The 21,365-nt window shown below is 63.2% G+C and carries 18 protein-coding genes and 8 pseudogenes; 11 read left to right on the forward strand and 15 right to left on the reverse strand.

All coding sequences use genetic code 11. The features are described from left to right. The first annotated feature begins 98 nt into the window (after nucleotides 1–98). Nucleotides 99–797 carry an anaerobic ribonucleoside-triphosphate reductase activating protein gene (locus D3879_RS24025; protein ID WP_177412494.1) on the forward strand — a complete coding sequence of 233 codons (699 nt, stop codon included), beginning with the start codon at nucleotides 99–101 and terminating at the stop codon, nucleotides 795–797. A gap of 56 nt (nucleotides 798–853) precedes the next feature. On the opposite strand, the gene D3879_RS24030 is transcribed toward D3879_RS24025, so the two are convergent. Genes D3879_RS24030 through D3879_RS24045 form a run of 4 tightly spaced genes read right to left on the reverse strand, consistent with a single transcriptional unit; the run spans nucleotide 854 to nucleotide 3,995 of the window. After that, on the reverse strand, nucleotides 854–2,221 hold the full coding sequence (locus D3879_RS24030) for a 4Fe-4S binding protein (protein ID WP_119956716.1): 1,368 nt from the start codon (nucleotides 2,219–2,221) through the stop codon (nucleotides 854–856). After that, complete coding sequence (locus tag D3879_RS24035; protein WP_119956717.1) at nucleotides 2,218–3,063, reverse strand: FTR1 family iron permease; 846 nt, start codon at nucleotides 3,061–3,063, stop codon at nucleotides 2,218–2,220. The genes D3879_RS24030 and D3879_RS24035 overlap by 4 nt, the downstream gene beginning before the upstream one ends. Nucleotides 3,064–3,087: 24 nt before the next feature. Next, nucleotides 3,088–3,414 carry a cupredoxin domain-containing protein gene (locus tag D3879_RS24040; protein WP_119956718.1) on the reverse strand — a complete coding sequence of 109 codons (327 nt, stop codon included), beginning with the start codon at nucleotides 3,412–3,414 and terminating at the stop codon, nucleotides 3,088–3,090. Between the two features lie 47 nt (nucleotides 3,415–3,461). Continuing rightward, nucleotides 3,462–3,995: an iron transporter gene (locus tag D3879_RS24045; protein WP_119956719.1), complete on the reverse strand. Its 534-nt coding sequence runs from the start codon at nucleotides 3,993–3,995 to the stop codon at nucleotides 3,462–3,464. A 185-nt stretch (nucleotides 3,996–4,180) separates the two neighbouring features. Here D3879_RS24045 and D3879_RS24050 point away from each other — a divergent pair, with 185 nt between their 5' ends. The 7 genes and pseudogenes from D3879_RS24050 to hmpA all read left to right on the forward strand — a co-directional run bounded on the left by D3879_RS24050 (nucleotide 4,181) and on the right by hmpA (nucleotide 11,610). After that, a complete protein-coding gene (locus D3879_RS24050; RefSeq protein WP_119956720.1) occupies nucleotides 4,181–4,405 on the forward strand; it encodes a hypothetical protein in 225 nt (74 codons plus the stop codon). A 68-nt stretch (nucleotides 4,406–4,473) separates the two neighbouring features. Then, entirely contained in the window at nucleotides 4,474–5,862 is a 1,389-nt protein-coding gene (gene hemN / locus D3879_RS24055; protein ID WP_119956721.1) for an oxygen-independent coproporphyrinogen III oxidase, read from the forward strand. A 274-nt stretch (nucleotides 5,863–6,136) separates the two neighbouring features. Then, nucleotides 6,137–6,262: pseudogene (locus D3879_RS27705) on the forward strand (helix-turn-helix domain-containing protein); the annotation flags it as partial. Between the two features lie 77 nt (nucleotides 6,263–6,339). Further along, a complete protein-coding gene (gene hemN / locus D3879_RS24065; RefSeq protein WP_119956722.1) occupies nucleotides 6,340–7,749 on the forward strand; it encodes an oxygen-independent coproporphyrinogen III oxidase in 1,410 nt (469 codons plus the stop codon). Nucleotides 7,750–7,833: 84 nt separating this feature from the next. Next, nucleotides 7,834–9,329: pseudogene (gene istA, locus D3879_RS24070) on the forward strand (IS21 family transposase). Further along, a pseudogene (gene istB, locus D3879_RS24075) lies at nucleotides 9,322–10,122 on the forward strand (IS21-like element helper ATPase IstB); the annotation flags it as partial. The pseudogenes istA and istB, both read left to right, overlap by 8 nt. Before the next feature lie 276 nt (nucleotides 10,123–10,398). Beyond that, a complete protein-coding gene (hmpA, locus tag D3879_RS24080) occupies nucleotides 10,399–11,610 on the forward strand; it encodes an NO-inducible flavohemoprotein (protein ID WP_119956724.1) in 1,212 nt (403 codons plus the stop codon). Between the two features lie 599 nt (nucleotides 11,611–12,209). Here hmpA and D3879_RS24085 read toward each other — a convergent pair. Next, nucleotides 12,210–12,356, reverse strand: a pseudogene (locus D3879_RS24085) (transposase); the annotation flags it as partial. Nucleotides 12,357–12,483: 127 nt separating this feature from the next. Here D3879_RS24085 and D3879_RS27320 point away from each other — a divergent pair. Beyond that, on the forward strand, nucleotides 12,484–12,615 hold the full coding sequence (locus tag D3879_RS27320; RefSeq protein ID WP_420800951.1) for a hypothetical protein: 132 nt from the start codon (nucleotides 12,484–12,486) through the stop codon (nucleotides 12,613–12,615). On the opposite strand, the gene D3879_RS26740 is transcribed toward D3879_RS27320, so the two are convergent. Continuing rightward, entirely contained in the window at nucleotides 12,584–12,802 is a 219-nt protein-coding gene (locus tag D3879_RS26740) for a hypothetical protein (RefSeq protein WP_177412478.1), read from the reverse strand. The genes D3879_RS27320 and D3879_RS26740 overlap by 32 nt on opposite strands. Between D3879_RS26740 and D3879_RS24095 the strand changes: the two are divergent. Then, a pseudogene (locus D3879_RS24095) lies at nucleotides 12,713–12,947 on the forward strand (peptidogalycan biosysnthesis protein); the annotation flags it as partial. The gene D3879_RS26740 and the pseudogene D3879_RS24095 overlap by 90 nt on opposite strands. Here D3879_RS24095 and D3879_RS24100 read toward each other — a convergent pair. The 5 genes and pseudogenes from D3879_RS24100 to D3879_RS24115 all read right to left on the reverse strand — a co-directional run bounded on the left by D3879_RS24100 (nucleotide 12,948) and on the right by D3879_RS24115 (nucleotide 14,816). Continuing rightward, nucleotides 12,948–13,226 carry a DUF2790 domain-containing protein gene (locus tag D3879_RS24100; protein WP_119954164.1) on the reverse strand — a complete coding sequence of 93 codons (279 nt, stop codon included), beginning with the start codon at nucleotides 13,224–13,226 and terminating at the stop codon, nucleotides 12,948–12,950. A 65-nt stretch (nucleotides 13,227–13,291) separates the two neighbouring features. Then, nucleotides 13,292–13,414, reverse strand: a pseudogene (locus D3879_RS27325) (hypothetical protein); the annotation flags it as partial. Nucleotides 13,415–13,434: 20 nt separating this feature from the next. Beyond that, nucleotides 13,435–13,650, reverse strand: a pseudogene (locus D3879_RS24105) (transposase); the annotation flags it as partial. 20 nt (nucleotides 13,651–13,670) lie between these two features. Then, nucleotides 13,671–13,808: pseudogene (locus tag D3879_RS27970) on the reverse strand (DUF5131 family protein); the annotation flags it as partial. A gap of 30 nt (nucleotides 13,809–13,838) precedes the next feature. After that, complete coding sequence (locus D3879_RS24115; protein WP_119956725.1) at nucleotides 13,839–14,816, reverse strand: site-specific integrase; 978 nt, start codon at nucleotides 14,814–14,816, stop codon at nucleotides 13,839–13,841. Between the two features lie 181 nt (nucleotides 14,817–14,997). On the opposite strand from D3879_RS24115, the gene D3879_RS24120 reads away from it, so the two are divergent. Next, nucleotides 14,998–16,011, forward strand: coding sequence for a DNA-binding protein (locus D3879_RS24120; RefSeq protein ID WP_119956726.1), 1,014 nt, complete (start codon nucleotides 14,998–15,000; stop codon nucleotides 16,009–16,011). A gap of 349 nt (nucleotides 16,012–16,360) precedes the next feature. Here D3879_RS24120 and prpR read toward each other — a convergent pair whose 3' ends face one another. The 4 genes from prpR to D3879_RS24135 form a co-directional block, all read right to left on the reverse strand. Continuing rightward, on the reverse strand, nucleotides 16,361–18,328 hold the full coding sequence (gene prpR / locus D3879_RS24125; RefSeq protein WP_119956727.1) for a propionate catabolism operon regulatory protein PrpR: 1,968 nt from the start codon (nucleotides 18,326–18,328) through the stop codon (nucleotides 16,361–16,363). 93 nt (nucleotides 18,329–18,421) lie between these two features. After that, a complete protein-coding gene (locus D3879_RS26620; RefSeq protein ID WP_158592117.1) occupies nucleotides 18,422–18,589 on the reverse strand; it encodes a hypothetical protein in 168 nt (55 codons plus the stop codon). A 138-nt stretch (nucleotides 18,590–18,727) separates the two neighbouring features. Next, entirely contained in the window at nucleotides 18,728–20,383 is a 1,656-nt protein-coding gene (locus D3879_RS24130) for a PHA/PHB synthase family protein (protein ID WP_158592118.1), read from the reverse strand. A gap of 201 nt (nucleotides 20,384–20,584) precedes the next feature. Further along, a complete protein-coding gene (locus D3879_RS24135) occupies nucleotides 20,585–21,358 on the reverse strand; it encodes an SDR family NAD(P)-dependent oxidoreductase (RefSeq protein WP_119956729.1) in 774 nt (257 codons plus the stop codon). Nucleotides 21,359–21,365 lie beyond the last annotated feature (7 nt).

Consider the following 21,365-nt stretch of genomic DNA (forward strand, 5'->3'; position numbering starts at 1 on the left):
CCACCGCGCGCGCATGCGCCGGTGGCCTGGCGTCGTTGCCCGCCAAGCGAGGAGGACGCATGAATAGCCCCTGCCAACATCTCGGCCCCTCGGGCCCGCTGGACGCTCCGCTGCGTATCGGCGGACTGCTGCCGATGACCACCCTCGACTACCCCGATCATCTGGCCTGCGTACTGTTCTGCCAGGGCTGCGCCTGGCGCTGCCGCTACTGCCACAATCCGGAACTGATCCGCGCCAATGTGCCCACCCCGATCAGCTGGAACGAGGTGCTGAGTTTCCTGCGCAAGCGCCGCGGCCTGCTCGATGCGGTGGTCTTCAGCGGCGGCGAGGCGACCCTGCAGAAGGCCCTGCCCGGGGCCATGCGCAAGGTCCGCGAGCTGGGCTTCAAGGTCGGCCTGCACAGTGCCGGGATCAAGCCGGCCTCGTTCCGCCGCGTGCTGCCGCTGTGCGACTGGGTCGGCTTCGACGTCAAGGCGCTGGAGGAAGAGGCCGAGCTGATCACCGGCGTCAGCGGCAGCGGCCAGGCCAACTGGCACAGCCTGGAGCTGCTGCTGGACAGCGGGGTGGACTACGAATGCCGCACCACCGTGCACTGGCAGCTGTTCGACTGCCAGCGCCTGCAACGCCTCGGCGAGCGCCTGGCGGCACTCGGCGTGCGGCGCTTCGTGGTGCAGCTGGCTCGCCCGCAGCAGATGCTCGACCCCGAACTGGGCGCCGCGCCGATGCCGGCCGAAGCAGCCGAGCTGTGGCCCTACCTGCAGCAGCTGTTCCCCCGCTTCGAGCTGCGCGAGGCCTGAGCGAGTTGCGGCGATTCAGTGCGCCGCATGGGCGCACTTTACGCAGAGTACGCGCCTTACCAGCCCCAGAACTGCAGCCACCAGGCCGTAGCGATCAGCAGGTTGCCCAGCAGCAGGGCGCCCAGGGTCGGCAGGCGTTGTGCTGGCCTCAGGGCGCGGCAGACCTGCCAGCCCAGGCTCAGGCTCCAGAGCATGGCGGCGGCCAGCAGCGCGGCGCGACACGCCGGCACCCAGAGCAGGGCCAGGCCCTCGTAGCGCAGCAGCTTGACCGTGGTGGCGGAGAGGCCGAGAAACAGCCCGGCCGCGCCCAGCGGCAGCAGGCACAAACTAAGCTGGCGGGCGAACGCCGCGCCTTGCCCGGCCAGCCGCGCGGCCCCGCCGAGCAGCGCGTGCAGGCCGCCGCCGAGCAGCAGGCTGCTGGCGCCCAGGTACAGGCAGATGCTCAGGCCATCGAGCCAGGTGAAGGCATCGTTGAGCGCCGGGTAGTGGGTCAGCAGCCACCAGGGCGCGTCGTCTGCAAGCGGCCAGAGAATGCCGCGCTGCACCAGCCATTCGGCCAGAGCCTGCTTGAGGTCGATGAACCAGGGGCTGACGGTCCACTGGAAGGCGCCGATGGCCAGGCCGATCACCCCGTAGAGCAGCAGGCGCACGTCCCAGGTGGTATCGTCGGCGGCGCCGTAGCGGACGATTTCCTCGTTGCCGGAGCGGGCGATCAGGCGCACCGCATCGCGCTGGCCGCTGCAGCGGCCACAGGCGTGGCAGGCCGAGGCACCGCGCAGGCGGCGGATATCCAGCAGCGGTGCGCAGTTGGGCGGTGGCAGGTGCGGCAGGGGATTGTCGCACCAGCGCTGCTCGTCGACGTGGAAGTGCAGCGGCGCGAGCTTAGCCAGCAGGGCGAACACCCCGCTGACCGGGCACAGATAGCGGCACCAGACGCGCTTGCCGCGGCCGTACAGATAGCCGACCAGCATGGCCGCCAGGGTCGAGCCACCGAGGATCAGCAGGGCGGCCTGGGCGTAGTCGTACACGCTGATCAGTTGGCCGTACAGGGTGGTCAGCAGGAAACCCAGGGTCGGCCAGCCGGCCCAGCGCATCCAGCGCGGGGTGCCGCGACCCTGGCCGTGCCGACTGGCCCATTCGCTGAGCGCGCCTTCCGGGCAGAGCACACCGCACCACAGACGGCCGAACAGGACGATCGACAGCAGCACGAACGGCCACCACAGACCCCAGAAGACGAACTGCGCCAGCAGCGTCAGGTTGTCGAGCATGCGTGCCGAACCGGGCGGCAGGGGCAGCAAGGCAGGGATCACCAGCAGCCCTGCGTAGACCAGCACCACCAGCCACTGCACCCGGCGGATCAGCGCGCCGTGGCGACGCATGGCGTGGCCCAGGCGCGTGAGCTGGCGGTTGAAAGCGGCGCTCATGCGGCGCTGCTCAGCAGGATCCTCCGCGGTCGCCGCAACAGACTCCAGGCGAGCAGCCAGTAATAGGCCAGCAGGATTACGTGCAGGGCCGAGGGCATGGCCCGGTAGCCGCTCAGGCTGGCCAGCAGCGCGCCCAGCTTGCCGCCGTCGTCGAGCAGCGCCGAGCTGTCCCACATCGGCTCGCTGAGCACGGTGTAGATAAGTTCGGGCAGCTCCAGGGCCATCCACTGGCTGCTGGCGCGGTCGACCGCGCTCATTAGCAGGGCGTTGCCGAGCAGTAACAGCAGAACCTTGCTGACCAGAAAGAACTGACGCCAGGCAATGAAACGGCTGCCGGCCTGCAGCAGGCCGAAGCACAGCAGGCCGAGCAGCAGGCCGAGGCCCGCGCCCAGCACCAGGTTGGCGGGGCTGGCCGAGGCGCTGACGCCATAGAGGAAGATCACTGTCTCGCTGCCTTCGCGCGCCACCGCCAGGGCCGCCAGCAGCGCCAGGCTGGCCAGGCGGCCGTGTTGCAGCGCGCTGTCGGCCCGCTGCTCCAGTTGCCGGCGCAATTGCCCGCCATTGCGGGACATCCAGTGCACCATCTGCAGGATCAGCACGCAGGCGAGCAGGCTGAGGCCGGTCTGGAACCACTCCCCGCCGGGGCCGCTCATCCAGTTGCCGGCCAGGGCCATCAGCGCGGCCAGTAGCGCGGCCAGCAGCAGCCCTGCACCGACGCCGGCCCATAGGTGGAGCAGGGCGCGTTGCTGGCCGGGCTGGCGGCGCAGCCAGGCATACAGGATGCCGATCACCAGCAGGGCCTCGACGCTCTCGCGCCAGACGATCAACAGGGCTTGTTCCATTGCGGGTACCTCGAAGAATGCGGGTCAACGAGCCTCGATCACGCCTTGCGGCAGCTCGGGGTGGAACTCGTCGAAGAACAGGTAGCGTCCGGGTTTGAGCGGGTGGATCACGACGAATGAACTGACGCCTGGGCTGAGCACCTTCTCCACGCGCAGCGGCGTGCTCTCGAACTCGATGGGCCCCTGGCCGACGTTGCGCACGATGATCTTGAAGCGTTGCCCGGCGGCCACCTGCAGGCTGGCCGGGGAGAAGTGACCGTCACGGATGCTCAGCTCGTAACTCGGCAGCGGTGCGGCCAGGAGGCCGCCGGGCAGGGCGGCGAGCAGCAGACAGAGGGCTGGGTAGTGCATGGGCGCTCTCCGGGAAAGAACGGCGCGCGCGAGTCGCGCCGCGGGGGTCAGTAGCCGCCTTTCTTGCCGATACCGGCGAAGGTGAAGCTATAGTTCAGCTCGCAAGGGGCGAACCAGGGGGCCACGCCGGTTTCCTTGTCGGTATGCCGGCCGAAGGCGTGGTGCTGCGCGCCGGGGGCGCTGACCCAGTAGGTCAGTTGATACTGGCCGGGGCCCATCAGCTTGAGGTTGTCGCCGTAGTGCGGACCGTCGTTGGCCACCATGGCGTGAAAATCGCCTTGCAGGGTCTGCTCGCTGCCGACCTTGGTCAGGCGGTAGCTGACGCTCAGGTAAGGCACGAAACTGCCCTCCTGGAAACCGTGGGCGTTGTTCTCCAGGGCACTGATATCGGCCTCCATATGCACATCGGAGTCCACCGCCGGGCGCATCATGCCCGGCGGATCCATCTCGATCGGTTGCAGGTACACGGCACCCACTTCCATGCCGGCGCATTGCTGCGGTTCGCCGATCGGGTATTCCTTGGCCTGGCTGGTGGTGGCTGCGATCAGGCCGGTCAGGGCGAGCAAGAGGCGAGGATTCATCTGGAAGCTTCCTTTGGCTGTAGTCGATGGCGCCAGCATAGGAAGACCGGATGTAATCAATAATGATTCTCGTCAATTTTTCGCGGATTAGGGACCGCCGAAGAGGTACCTATCAGGAGGTATGGCCTTGCCGGCCGGGATACCCGACCCTTGTCAGACTAAAGTGCTGCACAGGAGCTTGGCGTATGCAGGATCGACAACGGGTCACCACCGCGCTGGCGCTGATTCACCAGAATCAGGTCGCCCTGGGGAAATCCATTCAGCTGATTTCCACCTGGTTCAAGCAACACGCCGTGAGTGAGGTCACCGGCAGCCTGCAGGCGCACATGGAGCTGCTGGTGAACAACTCCAGGCAGATCAACAGCCAGCTGGTCAACCTGTTGGAGCTTCCTGCTGCGGCAGATCGATAGCCTTCAGGGGGCGTCAATCAAGCCCCCGGCTGCCGGCTTGGCAGCATCCAGTCTTCAGGTGAGCGAGCATGATTCAGCCGGTGAGTTTCAACCGCACCCTGGTCGAGAAGTACGACCGTCCCGGGCCGCGCTATACCTCCTATCCCACGGCACCGCAGTTCCACCAGGCCTTCGCCATGGACGACTACCGCGCTGCGACCAAGCAGAGTAACCAGGCTGCCACGCCCAAGCCGCTGTCCGTGTACATCCACATCCCGTTCTGCAAGAGCCTCTGCTACTACTGCGCCTGCAACAAGATCATCACCCAGAAGACCCACCGGGCGGTCGAATACCTGGCTTACCTCAAGCGGGAAATCGCCCTGCAGGCCGCGCTGTTCGACGGCACGCGCAAACTGACCCAGCTGCACCTCGGCGGCGGCACGCCCACCTACCTGACCGGCGAACAACTGGCGGAACTGATGGCCGCGTTGCACGCGGCATTCAACCTGGACGACAGCGACGCCCACGAGTTTTCCATCGAGGTCGACCCGCGCACCGTCAGCACCGGGCAAATCCACCAGCTGCGCGATCTCGGCTTCAATCGTCTGAGCTTTGGCGTGCAGGATTTCGACGCGGCGGTGCAGGCCGCGGTGAACCGCCTGCAGAGCGAGGAGCAGACCCGCGAACTGGTCGCCGCGGCCCGTCGCGCCGGGTTCAAGTCGGTCAGCGTCGACCTGATCTACGGTCTGCCGTTGCAGACGGGGGCCAGCTTCGCGGTCACCCTCGACAAGATCATCGACCTGCGCCCGGACCGCATCGCCGCCTACAGTTATGCCCACCTGCCCGAGCTGGTCCGCGCGCAGCGCCTGATCCGCCGCGAGGACATGCCGCCGCCGAAACGCAAACTGGAGCTGCTGGAACTGACCATCGAGCGCCTGACGGCGGCAGGCTATGTCTACATCGGCATGGACCACTTTGCCCTGCCGGACGACGAACTGAGCCTGGCCCGCGAGCAGGGCACCCTGCAACGCAACTTCCAGGGTTATTCCACCCACGCAGACTGCGACCTGATCGGCCTGGGTGTGTCGTCGATCGGCAAGGTCGGCGACAGCTACAGCCAGAACGTCAAGGAGCTCTCACAGTATTACGCCCGTCTCGATGAGGGGCTGCTGCCGGTGCAACGCGGCTATCGGCTGAGCGCCGACGACCGCCTGCGCCGCGAGGTGATCAGCGATCTGATGTGCCACGGTCGAGTTGACTTCGCCAGGATCGAAGCCAGCCACGGCATTGTTTTTGGCCAGTACTTCGCCGATGCCCTCATGAAACTCGATGAGCATATTGCCGACGGGCTGGTGGCGATATGTGACGAGGCGCTTGTACTGCTGCCGCAAGGACAACTGATGATGCGCACCGTAGCGATGGCCTTTGATGCATACCTGGGCGGCGACCAGAGAGGGCGCTTTTCGCGCACTGTTTGACGCCATGCTGCTTGGTTGCTGAATTACCCTTGACCAACGAATGCCGCATACCGAACCTCGGACTTATTGTCCTGGAGCTAGGATGGGGCAGCGATGAGAAAACCCAAGCTTCGATTATCGAATGGAGTCGGAGGTGGTCTGGCTTCACTTTCGTGAAGGCGATTACTGAGCAGAGACACGGATGGTGCACTGGGCTACCGTAGCAGACCCACGCTCTTCCGTTAACGACAAGGGGCTGGGCCTTAAACTGCATGCGGGGCCGATTGACCAGGCCTGTCAGCGGCAGTGCATTCTGGCAGCGCTCGAGGTGACCGGTAAGAACTGGGCCAGCGCGGCGCGTCTGCTCGGAATCGACCCGAGCAATCTTCATAAATTGGCGCGCCGATTGCGCTTGAAGTAATGGCAGTTGATACAGGTCAAGGAGGTTGGGTGCGTCTGCCCGGACACTGGAGCTTGCAGCCATCCCGGGAGTTCCCCATGCTTGACTTCATCCGCTGGGACAGCAAGTTGATCGATCGCTATGATCAAGCCGACCCCAACTACAGCGGCTATCCCGAAGCCATCCACTTTCATCGCGGCATTGGCTCGCTGGATTTGCTGCGTGCCTTGCGCAGCAGTCGTCAGGCGCAGCTCCCCTTATCCCTATACGTGCAGTTGCCGTTCTGTGGCAATAGACGCTCCTTCGGCGATGACCAGGACCCGACCGGCGAGAGAAGCAATATCTCTTCGTACCTGCATCGGCTGGAGTGCGAGATCAATCTGATCAGCAGTCACCTTGGCCCGCGGCAATGGGTCCAGCAGTTTCATCTTGGCGGTGGAGTACCGGGCGCCGCTGAACTGCGTTGGCTGATGAGCCATCTGCGCAAGCGGTTTAATTGGCCGAATTTTGATTCGGGTGACTACAACATCGAGATCGACCCTCCCCATGCGGACTGGTCGACGATGGGGTTTCTCAGTGAACAAGGATTCAACCACGTCAGCATCGGTGTTCCGGATTCCGACATGACTGATATGGGGGCGGTTGCCTATTTCCAGAGTTCGGCGCAAATCCGTTCGCTTATCGACGCAGCCCGCACGCTTCACTATCGATCAGTAAATGTCGATCTCGGCTTTGGTCGGTTATGGCAAACTCCGGCTAGTTTCGCGCGAAAGGTTGCGGCCATCATCGAGCTTCAGCCGGATAGGTTGACGGTCTTTGACTATGCCTATCCGCCGCAACGTTACAAGTTACGGCGGTGGGTCGCGGCAGGGGGCTTGTCCTGCCGCGAGGATAAATTGGTCATGCGTCAGCACTGCATTAAAGAGCTGACGGCTGCAGGTTACCGCTTTATCGGCATGGGTCAGTTCGTACTGCCGGATGATGACCTGGCCATAGCTCAGGAGAGCGGTAGGTTGCAGCGCAGTTGCCAGGGCTATACCCGTCACGGGCGCTGCGACCATGTCGGGCTCGGAGTGTCCGCTATCAGTCAAATCGGCGACCTGTATGTGCAGAACACAAGTGATCTAGAGCGTTACCAGGAGCAGCTCAACATGGGGCAGTTGGCGACTGACCGAGGCTTGCGGTGTGAGGCAGTCGATCTGGTTCGCCGAGAGGTAATCGAACGGCTGGTATGCGATTTCGAGTTGGACTTACGCAGCATCGACGACCGTTATGGTCTGGTCTTTCGCGATTATTTCTCGGCGTCTTGGCCATTGCTAAAGCAGATGGATCGCGATGGCCTCATTGTGCTGGGCGACGACTTCATAAGTATTCCTCCTGCGGGGCGGCTGCTGGTGGGTGCTGTGTGTAAGGCGTTCGAACACGACACGGACGCACACAGCCCCAAGGCCCTTCGCCGGTCATCGGCAGACCAGCGTGTTGCCGCTGACCGAAAACTGACCCAGTAGAGGCTGTTCTGCCGATCGAAAACTGACCCAGGTGTTCAACTACCCCTGCTCAACTTTTGAGCAGGAGAACACAGGGTGATCAGTATGGAAATGATGGGCAGAATTCGGCGGATGTATTTTCGCGACAAGCTGTCGCTGCCTGAGATAACCAAGCGCACCGGTTTAGCACGCAACACGATACGTAAGTGGGTCAGAGCACCGGAAGCCAAGCAGCCGGTGTATCAACGCCGCGCGGTCTTCAACAAGCTCAGTGCATTTCACGCAACGCTGGCGCAGGCGCTTAAAGCCGATTCGCTGCGGGCCAAGCACCATCGCCGAAGTGCCAAGGCGTTGTTTGAACAGATCAAGGCCAAGGGTTACGACGGTGGCTACAGTCAGCTCACCGCGTTTATCCGTGCGTGGCGCGGGGAACAGGGGGCGCTGCACGCCTTTGTGCCGTTGACCTTTGCGCTTGGCGCGGCGTTTCAGTTTGACTGGAGCGAAGAAGGTTTGCTGATCGGCGGCATTTACCGGCGCATGCAGGTGTCGCACCTGAAGCTGTGTGCCAGTCGTGCATTCTGGCTGGCGGCTTATCCGAGCCAAGGCCATGAGATGTTATTCGACGCGCATACGCGCTCGTTCCGCGCCTTGAGCGGCGTGCCGCGCCGAGGCATTTACGACTACATGAAGACGGCTGTCGACAAGGTCAACAAAGGCAAAGGTCGGACGGTGAATACGCGCTTCGCGGTGATGTGCGCGCACGACCTGTTCGATCCGGACTTCTGCAATGTTGCCTCTGGTTGGGAGAAAGGCATCGTTGAGAAGAATGTGCAGGACAGTCGATGGCGCATCTGGCTAGACGCTCAAGGTTGCCAATTCCGCTCCTTCGAGGCGCTCAATGCCTGGCTGGGACAGCGCTGCCGCGCGCTCTGGCGTGAGCTGCCCCATCCGCAATACAGTGGGCTCAGTGTGGCCGGGGTGCTGGAGTTGGAGCGGGCCGCAATGATGCCCATGCCCACGGCATTCGACGGTTACGTCGAACGTGCTGTGCGGGTTTCCAGCACCCGCCTGGTCAGTGTGGGTCGCAACCGCTATTCGGTGCCCTGTGAGCGCGCCGGTCAGTGGGTCAGCAGCCGCCTGTATCCGATACGGGTTGAGGTGATTGCCGATGAGCTACTGATTGCCAGTCATGAGCGTTTGCTGGATCGAGACCAGGTCAGCTATGACTGGCAACACTACATTCCACTGATTGAGCGCAAGCCAGGTGCGCTGCGTAACGGTGCGTCATTTGCTGACCTGCCCAAGCCGCTACGCCAGCTCGAACACGGTCTGAGGCGTCATGCGGGCGGGGACCGGATCATGGCGCAAGTCCTGGTTGCCGTCCCCGGCGCCGGACTCGATGCCGTGTTAGTGGCCGTTGAGTTGGTGCTTGAATCCGGAACCCTGAGCGCGGAACACATCCTGAATGTCGTGGCGCGGCTGACATCGGCAGGCCACCGCCGTCAATCGAGACCCACTTGCAGCTCAAGGAAGCGCCCGAAGCGAACACGGCGCGCTGCGACCGCCTACGTGGCAGCGTTGAGGAGATCCGTCATGCGTGACCTCATGGCGGAACTCAAGGAACTGCGCCTGCACGGCATGGCCAATGCCTGGGCGGACTTGATCGCGCAGGGTGAGTCGTCCACGGCCTCCTCGAAATGGCTGCTCGAACACTTGCTCCAGCAGGAACATGCGGATCGGGCCATCCGCTCGGTAAACCATCAAATGAGCATGGCCAAGCTGCCCATGCATCGTGACCTGGCTGGCTTCTACTTCAGCACGTCCAGCGCCGACGCACACCTGATCAGGGAACTGGCCAGCCTGGCCTTTACCGACACGGCGCAGAACGTGGTGCTCATCGGCGGGCCGGCCACGGGCAAGACGCACCTGGCCGCCGCGCTGGCCGTGTCCGGCATTACCCTGTACAGCAAGCGTGTGCGCTTCTACTCCACGGTTGACCTGGTCAATCTGCTGGAGCGCGAGAAGCACGACGGCAAAGCCGGGCGGATCGCCCAGGCACTGCTGCGCCTGGATCTGGTCATCCTTGATGAGCTGGGTTATCTGCCGTTCAGCCAGGAGGGTGGTGCCCTGTTGTTTCATCTGCTGTCCAAGCTTTACGAGCACACCAGCGTAGTGATCACGACCAACCTGAACTTCGCGGACTGGTCGAGCGTGTTCGGCGACGCCAAGATGACCACAGCCCTGCTGGATCGGCTGACGCACCACTGCCACATCATCGAAACGGGGAATGAGTCCTACCGCCTGCAACACTGCAGCTTGGCGGCTCAGACAAAGATCAAATCACGCGCACGAAAACGCCAGGGAGACACCGAAACGGTGGACGACGAACCGTTTTGGCTTTACGGAAAAGAGGGTCTGCTACATGGCGGCGTGTGGCAGGTCTTCAGCCGCAGCATTGGGCTATCGCCAGGAAACCTTCACAAGCAGCACGGCTGCTAAGCTTATCCACCGTTGCTGATGCAAAAAATCAGCAACCCGCCCTGGGTCAAATTTCAATCGGCAGGGTGGGTCAGTTTTCCATCAGCGCCAACAATTCATCAAACCGACGAGGTACGCGACCGTCACCCTCGCCGATTTGGCGACCCCCACGCCCGCGTAAGGAGAGAGGCAATGCTGACCCAGAAGACGAAGGACATCGTGAAGGCCACGGCACCGGTTCTGGCCGAACACGGCTACGGCATCATCAAGTGCTTCTATAAGCGCATGTTCGAAGCCCATCCCGAACTGAAGAATGTGTTCAACATGGCCCATCAGGAACAGGGCCAGCAGCAGCAGGCGCTGGCACGTGCGGTCTATGCGTATGCGGAGAATATCGAGGACCCAAGCAGCCTGATGGCCGTGCTGAAGAACATTGCCAACAAGCATGCGAGTCTGGGCGTCAAACCGGAACAGTACCCCATCGTCGGAGAACACCTGCTGGCCGCCATCAAGGAAGTCTTGGGCGACGCCGCAACCGACGACATCATTTCCGCCTGGGCGCAAGCCTATGGGAATCTGGCCGATGTCCTGATAGGCATGGAAAGTGAGTTGTACGAGCGTTCTGCCGAACAACCCGGTGGCTGGAAGGGGTGGCGCAGCTTTGTCGTTCGTGAGAAGCGCCCTGAGAGCGACGTGATCACATCATTCATCCTTGCGCCTGTCGATGGTGGTCCGGTGGTAAACTTCGAACCCGGACAATACACCAGCGTCGCAATCGATGTGCCGACACTCGGGTTGCAGCAGATTCGCCAGTACAGCCTGTCGGATATGCCCAATGGACGAAGCTATCGCATCTCCGTCAAACGTGAAGGTGGCGGGACGCAGCCACCGGGCTATGTTTCGAACCTGCTGCACGATCACGTCAATGTCGGAGACGAGGTGAAGCTGGCCGCGCCATATGGCAGCTTCCATATCGATGTCAACGCCAAGACACCCCTTGTCCTGATCAGCGGCGGCGTCGGGCTGACCCCGATGGTCAGCATGCTCAAAGCGGCATTGCAGGCCCCACCGAGGCACGTGGTATTCGTGCATGGCGCCCGTAATAGTGCCGTACACGCCATGCGCGACCGACTCCGTGAAGCGGCGAAGAGCTATGAAAACTTTGACCTCTTTGTGTTCTATGATCAGCCGCTGCCGGAAGATGTCCAGGGACGGGACTATGACTATCCGGGCTTGGTCGACGTGAAGCAGATCGAGAAGTCGATCTTGCTACCTGACGCCGACTACTACATCTGCGGTCCGATTCCGTTCATGCGGATGCAGCATGATGCACTGAAGAATCTCGGCATTCATGAGGCACGCATTCATTACGAAGTGTTTGGCCCGGACCTGTTTGCTGAATAGCAGGAACCCGGTGGGAAGCATTCTGGGTGCGAACAAGCGGCCAGCAATGCTTCCCTCTGGCACGATCTGCACCATCCGGCAATCACGTGACTGGCGGGGAAGCTGCCGAACACCATCGAACTGACGCCAATGTCCGGGCATCGCAAGCGACGACGCTGAAGCGGTACTCCCCTCGTTTGCTGCCCGCTTGGGGCGGAAGATCGGCTGACCGGAACGGCGACCGCCTATGCACCTGTCAGTCCAGCGTTGTGAACTGCTTCCTTCTTGTTCTGGTCAGGCCAAGGACTAGGCGGTGCCACGCTTCCGGGGCTACTCGGAAACGGCGGAGATTGCCAGTTGCCGTTCCGCATCGCTGATGATTCCGGTCTCACACGCGGGGCACCGCCAGACATGGGGTCATGCGGTAGTAACGGGTTCTTGGTCAAGTCGGCGGCAAAGCATCGCTGGCGGCCAGGGAAACCCACCGTTCACGGGGGGGCAGTATGAAGAACAACAACGAGCCACGGACAGCATGGCCGCCTTTGCAAAACCGCGACGAATGCACAGATTGGCAGGACACTATCGCGGCGGCAGACCTCTCACTAGGGCCTGTTGACGTTTCACATGGGTAGCCACAGAACAACGCATCCCATGGCTATCACGCTTTCGTAATTTCGTTTCAGCTTGTCGAGTCGTGAGGCCACCGCCCGATAATGCTTCAGTCGGGCGAAGGCGTTTTCCACCAAGTGCCGATACGGGGTTATGCCGAGATAAGGGAAAATTAGGACATTCGTTCTGTAATTATTTGATTTTAAAGATTGTTTGTATGGGTTTTCTGGCTCAGTCCTTTTGCCGAAATGCACCTCATCTCAGCGGGATTACAAGGGCAGGCCGATGGACGAGGATCTGCATAAGCACGTTCGGGAACTGCTGGGCGCCAACATGGGCATTCGAACCGCCGCACGGCACGCGAACTGCTGGACCATCATCGTGCTCAAAATCCGCGATCAGGTGGTGGGGCGATAAAGTTATCGCTGGGGGCAGATTCGGTATCGCGGTCATCAGAGCTGATCGGCGTACCCGTCATTCCGAGGATACCGATAAGGGCACCACCAAGTACGGCTTGCATTTCGCGACCTGCTTCTACCAGGGGATTGAACATGCGATAGGCGATGGCCTGCAGCGCTTCGACGCCGGTGCCCAGGGCGAGCACAAGCTGATCCGTGGCTTCATCCGGGCATTGGCTGGCCCACCCTAGCCTGCGCGCGGAGGTGGACGAGTTCCTGCGACAGGAGCGAGTCGGGGTACAGGCCTACGCCGAGGAGGCGCGTGGCCTGCAACCCTATCGACAGGGCTGATCAGGCAATGCTGGTGGTGCTGGCTGTGCTCCCGCCCCACTCGAGGAAACGGATCTTGTGCACCTCGCCCTCGCTGTCCTCGTAGACCAGGGTCACCGGTACCACGCCCGTCTTCTGGGACGTGTCGGTGCGTTGCAGCACCTTCTGCACATCGATTTCCATTCCGTAGTGGTAGTCCACGGCGGAGATACTCGCGCCGGGTTCTTGCAGGCCATCCTGGGCGAATACACTGGGCGCGAGACTGGAAATCACGGCGCTGACAACTGAGGCCAATTTCATAAGGCTGTTCCTCTGCTGGAGTTCGCTTAACAAGGGCTTCATGTGACCGTCGATGATGGGGAAGTTCACTCCATCCCGACGATCCCTCCTGTCTGGTGTTGCCAGAGCCGCGCGTAAAGGCCGCCAAGTCCCAGCAATCCCCCGTGGTTGCCGCTCTCGACCACTCGTCCTTTATCCAGCACCACTATTGATCCGGCCTCAAGAAGTCTTAACAGGCCGCATATTTGACATAGCGGTCCTGGAAGTAATTTTTGACACGCTCGGGGGAGGTCTCCAACAGCGCCATGTGCTCGCTAGCGGCCTCGCGTAGCTTGGCTTTGGTGCGGATGGGCGCCCGCTTGCCCATGGCCTGCTTGAGGTCAGCATTGAGGCGCTCCTCGGGGTTGAGTTCCGGGCTGTAGCTCGGCAGGTAGAAGACCTCGATCTGGGCAGTGCGCTCGCTTACCCCGGTGTGCCCATGGCCTGCAGACGGTGCGCCATGTTCTCTGCGTAGCAGTGCTTGCAGCCAGGCGACACCTTGGTGCAGCCCACCACCGGGTTCCACGTCATTTCAGTCCATTCGATACTTGTCTGAGCACCCATAACGCCGTCGCTCCTGATAGTTCGTCGATACTAGAGAGAATGTGGCAGCCGAGTCAAAGTGCCAGCATCCAGTTTTAAAGGGATTATGGGCTTTGCCGCCAAACCGCCAAATGAAACCGAAGGATCGATGTAGCGCATCGCCGATTTGATGTCCTTCCAGCCGACATACGTCATCAACGACTTGATGTCCCAGCCATTTGCCGAAGCCCAGGTGGCAAAACCGCGGCGCAGCGAGTGACTGGTATAGAGATCAGCCGCTACGCCAGCCCGCCGTAAGATTTGCCGCAGGAGCGCAATGATGCTGTTGGGATTGAAGCCATCCTCACCCAGATGCCCCCAGCGATCGATCCGACGAAACACCGGTCCGCGGGCAATGCCGGCCACGCTGATCCAGTCCAGGTAGGCCTGTACCGGACAGAGTCGCTTCAAGGCCGGCGTTTGATAGGTAGTCCCGAGGTGCTGGCGATCGCCCTTGCTGTGCGACAGGTACAGCTGCATGCCCGATCCGGCCTCGGCCTGGATCTGCTCGACCTGCAGACGACACAGTTCGTCGCTACGGAAGCCACGCCAGAAGCCAATCAGAATCAAGGCGGCATCGCGCCGGCAGCGCAGTAGCTTGCCCAGTTCTTGTTGCTCAATTGCACGCCGAGCTTCTTGTTCGAGCCAGTGAATGGCTTGTTCCAAGTGCTGAAGCTGCAGCGGCGCCGCCTGTTTTTCTTGGGCGGGATGCAGGGTGCGGATGCCCTTGAGCACCTGGCGGACCACCGGGGTTTTGGTCGGATCGGGAAAGCCCTGACTGATGTGCCATTGAGCAAGCGCCGCCAGGCGTTGCTTGAGGGTATTGATCGACAACTTGCCCGCGTGATCCACCAGGTAGCGGACGATGCTGTCGCTGGTCGCTGGTAAGAAGCCGCCCCAGGTCACCTCGAAGTGTTCGACGGCCGACTGGTAGCTGCGCCGGGTGTTCTCACGCGTGCCGGCCTGTAGATAGCGATCTACGTCACTCATTCCCTGACCTCCGCCAAGCGTACTGAAAAGCGGCGGTATGACCGCCGTTTTCAACTATCTCATTCGATAATCTGCCATTATTTTATCTGATTTCTAGCGTTTAGACTGGCTTTACATCGACTGAAATTAGTATGTAAATACATAGTATGTAAAATAGTATCAAATCGTAGGAGCACACCCCATGGCGCGTGGCGGCATCAACAAGGCCCTGGTTAAGCAAGCCCGGCAGGCCCTGCTGGCCCGCGGTGAGAATCCCAGCCTCGATGCACTGCGGATCGAGCTCGGGAATACCGGCTCGAAAACCACCATTCACCGCTATCTAAAGGAGTTGGAAGCAGCGGAGGCCGGGCGCTTGAGCACTGCCATGCCGCTTAGCGATCAACTCACCAGCCTGGTGTCGCAGCTCGCCGAGCGCCTGCAGGACGAGGCGAATGAGACCGTGGAGCAGGCGCATGAGCGCTGGGCTCAAGAGCGCACCGAGCACGTCGAACGACTGCGGCACGCCGAGGCACGTATCCAGCAACTGGAACAGCATGCTGGAACCCTTGAGGGCCAACTGAAAGGAGAGCGCCAGGCGCATCAGCAGGCCCAGCAACAGCTGCAGCAGGCTCAAATTGAAAATGCTCGACTGCTGCAGGCCAAGCAGGATCTGGACACTCGCCTGGCGGATCGAGACGGGCAGATCCGCTCGCTGGAGGAAAAACACCAGCATGCCCGCGATTCACTTGAGCACTACCGACGTACAAGCAAGGAGCAGCGCGAGCAGGAGCAGCGCCGGCACGAAGCGCAGGTCCAGCAGCTGCAAATGGATACCCGCCAGCTGCAGCAGACGTTGATCGTCAAACAAGATGACATCACCCAGCTCAACCGGGATAACGAGCGCCTCCTCACCGAAGCCCGACTACTGCTGAAGGAACAGGCCGCTCAGCAGGGTCGGTTGGAGCGCCAGACAAGCGAACTCGCAGTGCTAAAAGACCAGCTGGCTCAATCACAAACAGCCAAGGACACCCTGCAGGAGCGCCTCGACGCCTTACAGGCGGAAAGCGCCGAGCTACAAAAAACCGTTTCGACGCAGAGCCAACGCGCACAAGGCTTACAGGTAAGCCTTGCCGAGGCTACGACAGCGTTGAAACTGCTGCGCCAAGCCACGTCCCCCAGTGGCCTCGAAGGCACGGCGTCCGACGCCGCCCCCTGATGCCAGCCAGTTGCTTCTCGCGCGCGAAATGAAGAATTTAAAATCATGAGTAAAGTCAGATAGATAGAAGGGAAGTGAGTGAATTTTCCACTTATCTCGGCACAACTCCAACAACGGCTAGGCTGGGGCATGGCAGTGCGGGGCCGGCCAGCGAGGAGGTTTGAGCAAGGGCTGTGCCAGGCGTCCCCGGCGCTGCGCGGGCCTTCGGTAAATTCCTTTTGAATCAGCTAGTTGGATTTTTTTGCGGGGTTCGTGAACGCCTCCGCCGGCGCCGCTGGCGGATCCCGCCGTTGCAGGTATGCAAGGCGGGTCGTTCACCTACTTGCAGAGTTGCACTGGCAGGTCGGGCTCAGTTGCCCTTGCCGCCGCGCAGGCGGCGCCACAGGGTGGTGCGGCTCACCCCGAGACGGCGGGCGGCCTCGTCCTGGTCGCCCCGGCAGGCATCCAGAATCTGCCGGGCATGGGCCGCCTCGGCGGCCTTGCCCAGGCTGCGCAGATCGTCGGCGGCCGGCGCCGCCGTCGCCAGGGGGAGTCCGGCCTGCTCGCCCTCGAAGAGTTCGGGGAACAGGGTGGCGAGGCTGCGGCCCGGGTCGCCGTCTTCCAGTTCCTGGGCGGAGATCGCCATGCGCTCGACGATGTTCTCCAGCTCGCGGATGTTGCCGGGCCAGCGGTGGCGCAGCAGGTAGGGCATGAGCGGGCCGAAGGCCTGGGCCTCGGGCTGCGGCGAGCCGGGCGCGCGCGGCAGCCGCTCGAGGATGGCGCCGACCAGGATCGGGATGTCCTGGACCCGTTCGCGCAGCGGCGGCGCGGCCAGGCGCAGGATGTTCAGGCGGTAGAACAGGTCCTCGCGGAAGCGGCCGTCGGCGATGCGCGCGCGCAGGTCGCAGTGAGTGGCGGCCACCACGCGGATGTCCACCGGGGTCGGCTCGGAGGCGCCCAGGCGCAGCACCTCGCGCTCCTGCAGCACGCGCAGCAGGCGGGTCTGCAGCGACACCGGCATGTCGCCGATTTCGTCGAGGAACAGCGTGCCGGTGTGCGCCGTCTCGATCAGGCCGATCTTGCCGCCCTTGCGCGAGCCGGTGAAGGCGCCTTCCTCGTAGCCGAACAGCTCGCTCTCCAGCAGCGACTCGGGAAAGGCGGCGCAGTTGATGGCCACGAAGGGGGCCTGCTGGCGGGTGCTGGCGTTGTGCAGGCTCTGCGCCAGCAGCTCCTTGCCGGTACCGCTTTCCCCGGTGATCAGCACGGTGGAGTCGGTCTGCGCGTAACGCTGCGCCAGGCGCACGGTGGCCCGGAAGGCCGGCGCCTCGCCGATGATCTGCTCGAAGCGATAGCGCGCGGTGAACTGGCGTGGCCGCGCCAGGCTGCGGATGCGCCGGTCGGCGCGCTGGATGGCGTTGCTCTCCTGGCAGGTGATCACCACGCCGTCCGCCTTGCCGTCCTCGATGATGGGCGTCAGGCTGGCGGCCAGGGTCTTGGTGCCGACCCTGATCAGCTGGCTTTCCTCGCCCTCGCCACTGCCCAGGATGCCGGCGGGATCGAGGTCGGGGATGACCTCGCCGATCGGTCGGCCGCGGGCCCGCTCCGCGGGAATCTCCAGCAGCGTGGCCATCCTCGGGTTGATCGACTGCACCAGCCCCTCGGCGTCGAGGGCGATCACCCCATCGCTCAGGTTGCGCAACACGGCGTTGAGGCGCTGCTGCTGGAGCAGGCTCTGCGCCCGGCTGCGGCAGATGGCCAGCGCGTTGTCCAGGGTGCGGCGGATGCTGTCGGCGTTGAGGGCCAGCATCCCCTGGGCGCCGGCCTCGTCGGCGAGCTGGGCGACCGTCGAGGAGCCGATGATGACCCGGTAGCCATCGCTGGCGAGGCGCTCGACCTGCTCGCGCGCCTCCTCGAAGCTGGCGTAGGTGGCCTCGCGGATCTCGACCGTGAACAGCGCCTGCATCGCCGCCAGTTCCGGATGCGCCTGGCCAAAGCTCAGAATGCCGACCTTGGTGGCCCGCGAGCGGGCCAGGTCGAGGGCGCGGATCAGGTCGAGCTCGCCCATGTGGATGGACAGCACCGGGGTCGCGATATGCCGGCGCAGGTAGTCGGCGCTGGCGCCGGAGCAGATGATGATGTCCACCCGCTGGCCGTTCTCCAGTTCGCGCGCCCGCTCCAGCAGGCGCGCGAGCGTGGTTTCGACGATCTCGATCCGCGCGCGCTCCTGATAGTCGGGTATCACTTGCTGGACGATGCGCGCCAGGCGGCTCGGCCCTTGCGGCTGGCGCAGATGGGTGATCAGGGCGATCACCCGCGGCAGGTCAGGTATGGTGGGCATGTTCGGCTCCACTGGCCGCGCGCGGCGGCGGAGAATTGGGGGTGGCCGGGGCGGCGCGCGCGGATCGCCCGGCGACGATCCGCGCACCGGGCGCTAGAGCGGGTTGACCAGATGTCCGCCGTCCACCGCCAGCACGCTGTCGAAGTAGGCGTCGTTCATCTCGGTCTTGAAGTAGCCGGGGGCGAAGTGGGCGCCCAGGCCGCTGGACGCGCCGGTGACCTGCACGGTCATGCCGGCCAGGGGGAAGCTGGTTTCATGCATTGGATGACTCCTTGCGCTCACAGCACTGCCATTTTTAACGACCCATCACCGAGCTTAGGCGCTTTCCGTACAGAGCCCAGGGGCTCTCATTCAGGCTTTGCACCCCGAATGAGGGCGCCCCTCTGGTCACTCCTTACTTCATTCGTGGATGTAGCGGCCCGGGGCGGGCTGCAGTTCCGGGTGGCACTGACTGCCAGCCACCGCCGGGGCCGGGCGTTCAGCCCCGGCACGCTGCAGTACCCAGTCGGCCCAGTGTACCCACCAGGTTCCTGGCTGCTCGCTCGCCTGCGCCAACCACTCCTCTGCGTCCAGGGTCGGTGCCGGGCCGATGAAGTGACGGGCCTTGGGGTTGCTCGGTGGATTGACCAGGCTGGCGATATGTCCCGCGTTGCTGAGCACAAAACTGCACTCGTCGCCGAACAACTGCGCCGCTTGGTAGCAGCCCTGCCACGGCGTCAGATGGTCGCCCTCTGCGCCCATGAAGTAGCCGTCGCAGTCGATGGCCCCGGCCCGCAGTGGCGAGCCCAGGACCGCCAGGCTTCCACTGACCAGGGAGTTGTCATGGAAGATATCGAGGAATTGCTTGTGCAAGGCCGCCGGCAGGCGGGTGCCATCGGCATTCCAGGCCATGATATCGACTGACGGTGGTGCCTCACCCATCAAGTAATTGTTGTGCCAGTAATTCCATACTAGGTCATTGGGGCGCATCCAGGCGAAAGCAGCGGCCATGTCCTTGGGGCTTGACACGCCAGCCTTGGCGGAGCGTCGGCGAGCGAGATTGACCACGGCTTTGGGCGAGTAGGCACCGATGGGCGCTGGCGTATCGAAATCCAGCAGCGTCACACTGAAGGAAGCGGCCTGTGCCAGGCATTTGCCTTGCGCGGCTAGGTGGTTGAGCGCGCAGCTGAGGATAAGGCCGCCAGCGCATACACCATGAACATTGGGCTCGGCGCCATCAGCAATTTCCCGGACCACCTCCAGGGCTTCAATGACCGCGGCGGCGTAGGTATCGAGATTCCATTCGGCATGTTCGGCGCATGGGTTACGCCAACTGATGGTGAAGAAATGCAGACCGCGGCTGACGGCATACTCGATAAAGCTGCGGCCCTTGGCCAGGTCAAGGAAGTAGTACTTGCCGATCACCGGCGGCACCAGCAGCAGAGGGTGCTTGCGCACCGTCGCCGTCACCGGACGATATTCGATCAGTTCGAACACCTCACAGCGGTACACCACCGAGCCTGGGGTCACCGCCAGATTCTCGCCAGCCTTGAAGCCACTGGCGTCCACCTGAGACGGCATGCCGCGATTATGCCGCACGTCATGGAGCCAGTTCTTCGCCCCCCGCAGCAAGCTGGCACCGCCGGTATCGAAGGCCTTTGCCAGCGCCGCCGGATTGCCGAGCAGGCAGTTCGTCGGCGCGGCGGCACTGGTCAACACGTCCAGCACCAAGCGCAGCTGTTCCTTCTTGCGCCAATCGTGAATATCGAGTTGGTCGACCAGGCCATTGACGCTGCGCGACCAGGCCAAGTAGGCCTGCCCCAGGCGGCGATAGCCTGGATGCTCACGCCAAGCCGGGTCAGTGAAACGCCGGTCGCCCTTGTCGGCCTCGATCTTTGAAGTGCCGAGGCCGACCGCGGCCAGTTGCGCCGTGAGTTCCGCGCTGGCGCAAGCGACGCGTGCGCCGTTCGCTGTCAAGCGGGCCAAGCGTGCCGCAAGCGACCCGCTGGCGGCTTTGGCCTGCGTATTCTGCGGATCAGCGTTGCTGCATGTTGGGATATTGATTTCCATACTCATCCTGTATTCCATTGCGCCGACAGAGGTCGGCATTAACCGACGACGCGCCTCCCATGCGCGGTATTCGCCAGCGCACGGGAGGGCATGAACAACCGCCTCAGGATTATCTAGCTCATGGCACAGGCCACCTCGATGTGGCCTTGGCGATACCGTACTGGGGCAGCCGCAATGGCAAAGCCTTCTGGGCCTGAGGGCTTCGCGCTACAAACCGTTGACCAGGTGCCCGCCGTCCACCGCCAGCACGCTGCCGGTCATGAACGCGCCGGCCTCGCTGGCCAGCAGCAGCAGCGGCCCGTCGAGCTCCTCCAGCCGGCCCAGGCGGCGCAGCGGCACCTGGCTGCGGATGTACTGCTGTCCCGCCTCGCTGTCGAAGTAGGTGTCGTTCATCTCGGTCCTGAAGTAGCCGGGGGCGATGGCGTTGACCCGGATCTGGTGGCGGGCCAGCTCCAGCGCCATCGCCTTGGTCAGCTGCACCACGCCGGCCTTGGCCGTGCAGTAGTGGCTGAGGCCGCTGCCGACGCGCAGGCCGAGGATCGAGGCGATGTTGACGATGCTGCCGCCGCGCCCGGCCCGGACCAGGCGCTGGCTGGCGCACTGGGCGACGCGGAACACGCCGTCCAGGTTGGTCGACAGCATGTGCCGCCAGTCGTCCTCGCCGAGCTCGAGGAAGCGCCCGGGATCGCCGACGCCGGCATTGTTGATCACCACGTCGACCGCGCCGAAGCGCGCCTCGGCGGCGTCGAAGGCCTGCTCGACGCTGTCGCGGCAGGTCACGTCGAGGGCGACGGCCAATGCCTCGCCGCCGTCCGCCTGCAGTTCGGCGGCCAATTGCACGAGTCGCTCGACGCGGCGAGCGGCCAGCACCACGCGGGCGCCGGCTCGGCGGGCCAGGCGGGCGAAGTGGGCGCCCAGGCCGCTGGAGGCGCCGGTGACCAGCACGGTCTTGCCGGCCAGGGAGAAGTTGGTTTCAAGCATCGTATGA

The organism is Pseudomonas cavernicola, assembly GCF_003596405.1.
Taxonomy (GTDB): Bacteria; Pseudomonadota; Gammaproteobacteria; order Pseudomonadales; family Pseudomonadaceae; genus Aquipseudomonas; species Aquipseudomonas cavernicola.

Coding starts and splice junctions, on each gene's coding strand:
- hemN (WP_119956721.1), top strand. CDS start 4,474: ATGATTCAGCCGGTGAGTTTCAACCGCACCCTGGTCGAGAAGTACGAC.
- D3879_RS24135 (WP_119956729.1), bottom strand. CDS start 21,358: ATGCTTGAAACCAACTTCTCCCTGGCCGGCAAGACCGTGCTGGTCACC.
- D3879_RS24130 (WP_158592118.1), bottom strand. CDS start 20,383: ATGAGTATGGAAATCAATATCCCAACATGCAGCAACGCTGATCCGCAG.
- prpR (WP_119956727.1), bottom strand. CDS start 18,328: ATGCCCACCATACCTGACCTGCCGCGGGTGATCGCCCTGATCACCCAT.
- D3879_RS24040 (WP_119956718.1), bottom strand. CDS start 3,414: ATGCACTACCCAGCCCTCTGTCTGCTGCTCGCCGCCCTGCCCGGCGGC.
- D3879_RS24030 (WP_119956716.1), bottom strand. CDS start 2,221: ATGAGCGCCGCTTTCAACCGCCAGCTCACGCGCCTGGGCCACGCCATG.
- D3879_RS24120 (WP_119956726.1), top strand. CDS start 14,998: ATGGCGCGTGGCGGCATCAACAAGGCCCTGGTTAAGCAAGCCCGGCAG.
- hmpA (WP_119956724.1), top strand. CDS start 10,399: ATGCTGACCCAGAAGACGAAGGACATCGTGAAGGCCACGGCACCGGTT.
- hemN (WP_119956722.1), top strand. CDS start 6,340: ATGCTTGACTTCATCCGCTGGGACAGCAAGTTGATCGATCGCTATGAT.
- D3879_RS24115 (WP_119956725.1), bottom strand. CDS start 14,816: ATGAGTGACGTAGATCGCTATCTACAGGCCGGCACGCGTGAGAACACC.
- D3879_RS24035 (WP_119956717.1), bottom strand. CDS start 3,063: ATGGAACAAGCCCTGTTGATCGTCTGGCGCGAGAGCGTCGAGGCCCTG.
- D3879_RS24045 (WP_119956719.1), bottom strand. CDS start 3,995: ATGAATCCTCGCCTCTTGCTCGCCCTGACCGGCCTGATCGCAGCCACC.
- D3879_RS27320 (WP_420800951.1), top strand. CDS start 12,484: ATGGACGAGGATCTGCATAAGCACGTTCGGGAACTGCTGGGCGCCAAC.
- D3879_RS24050 (WP_119956720.1), top strand. CDS start 4,181: ATGCAGGATCGACAACGGGTCACCACCGCGCTGGCGCTGATTCACCAG.
- D3879_RS26620 (WP_158592117.1), bottom strand. CDS start 18,589: ATGCATGAAACCAGCTTCCCCCTGGCCGGCATGACCGTGCAGGTCACC.
- D3879_RS24100 (WP_119954164.1), bottom strand. CDS start 13,226: ATGAAATTGGCCTCAGTTGTCAGCGCCGTGATTTCCAGTCTCGCGCCC.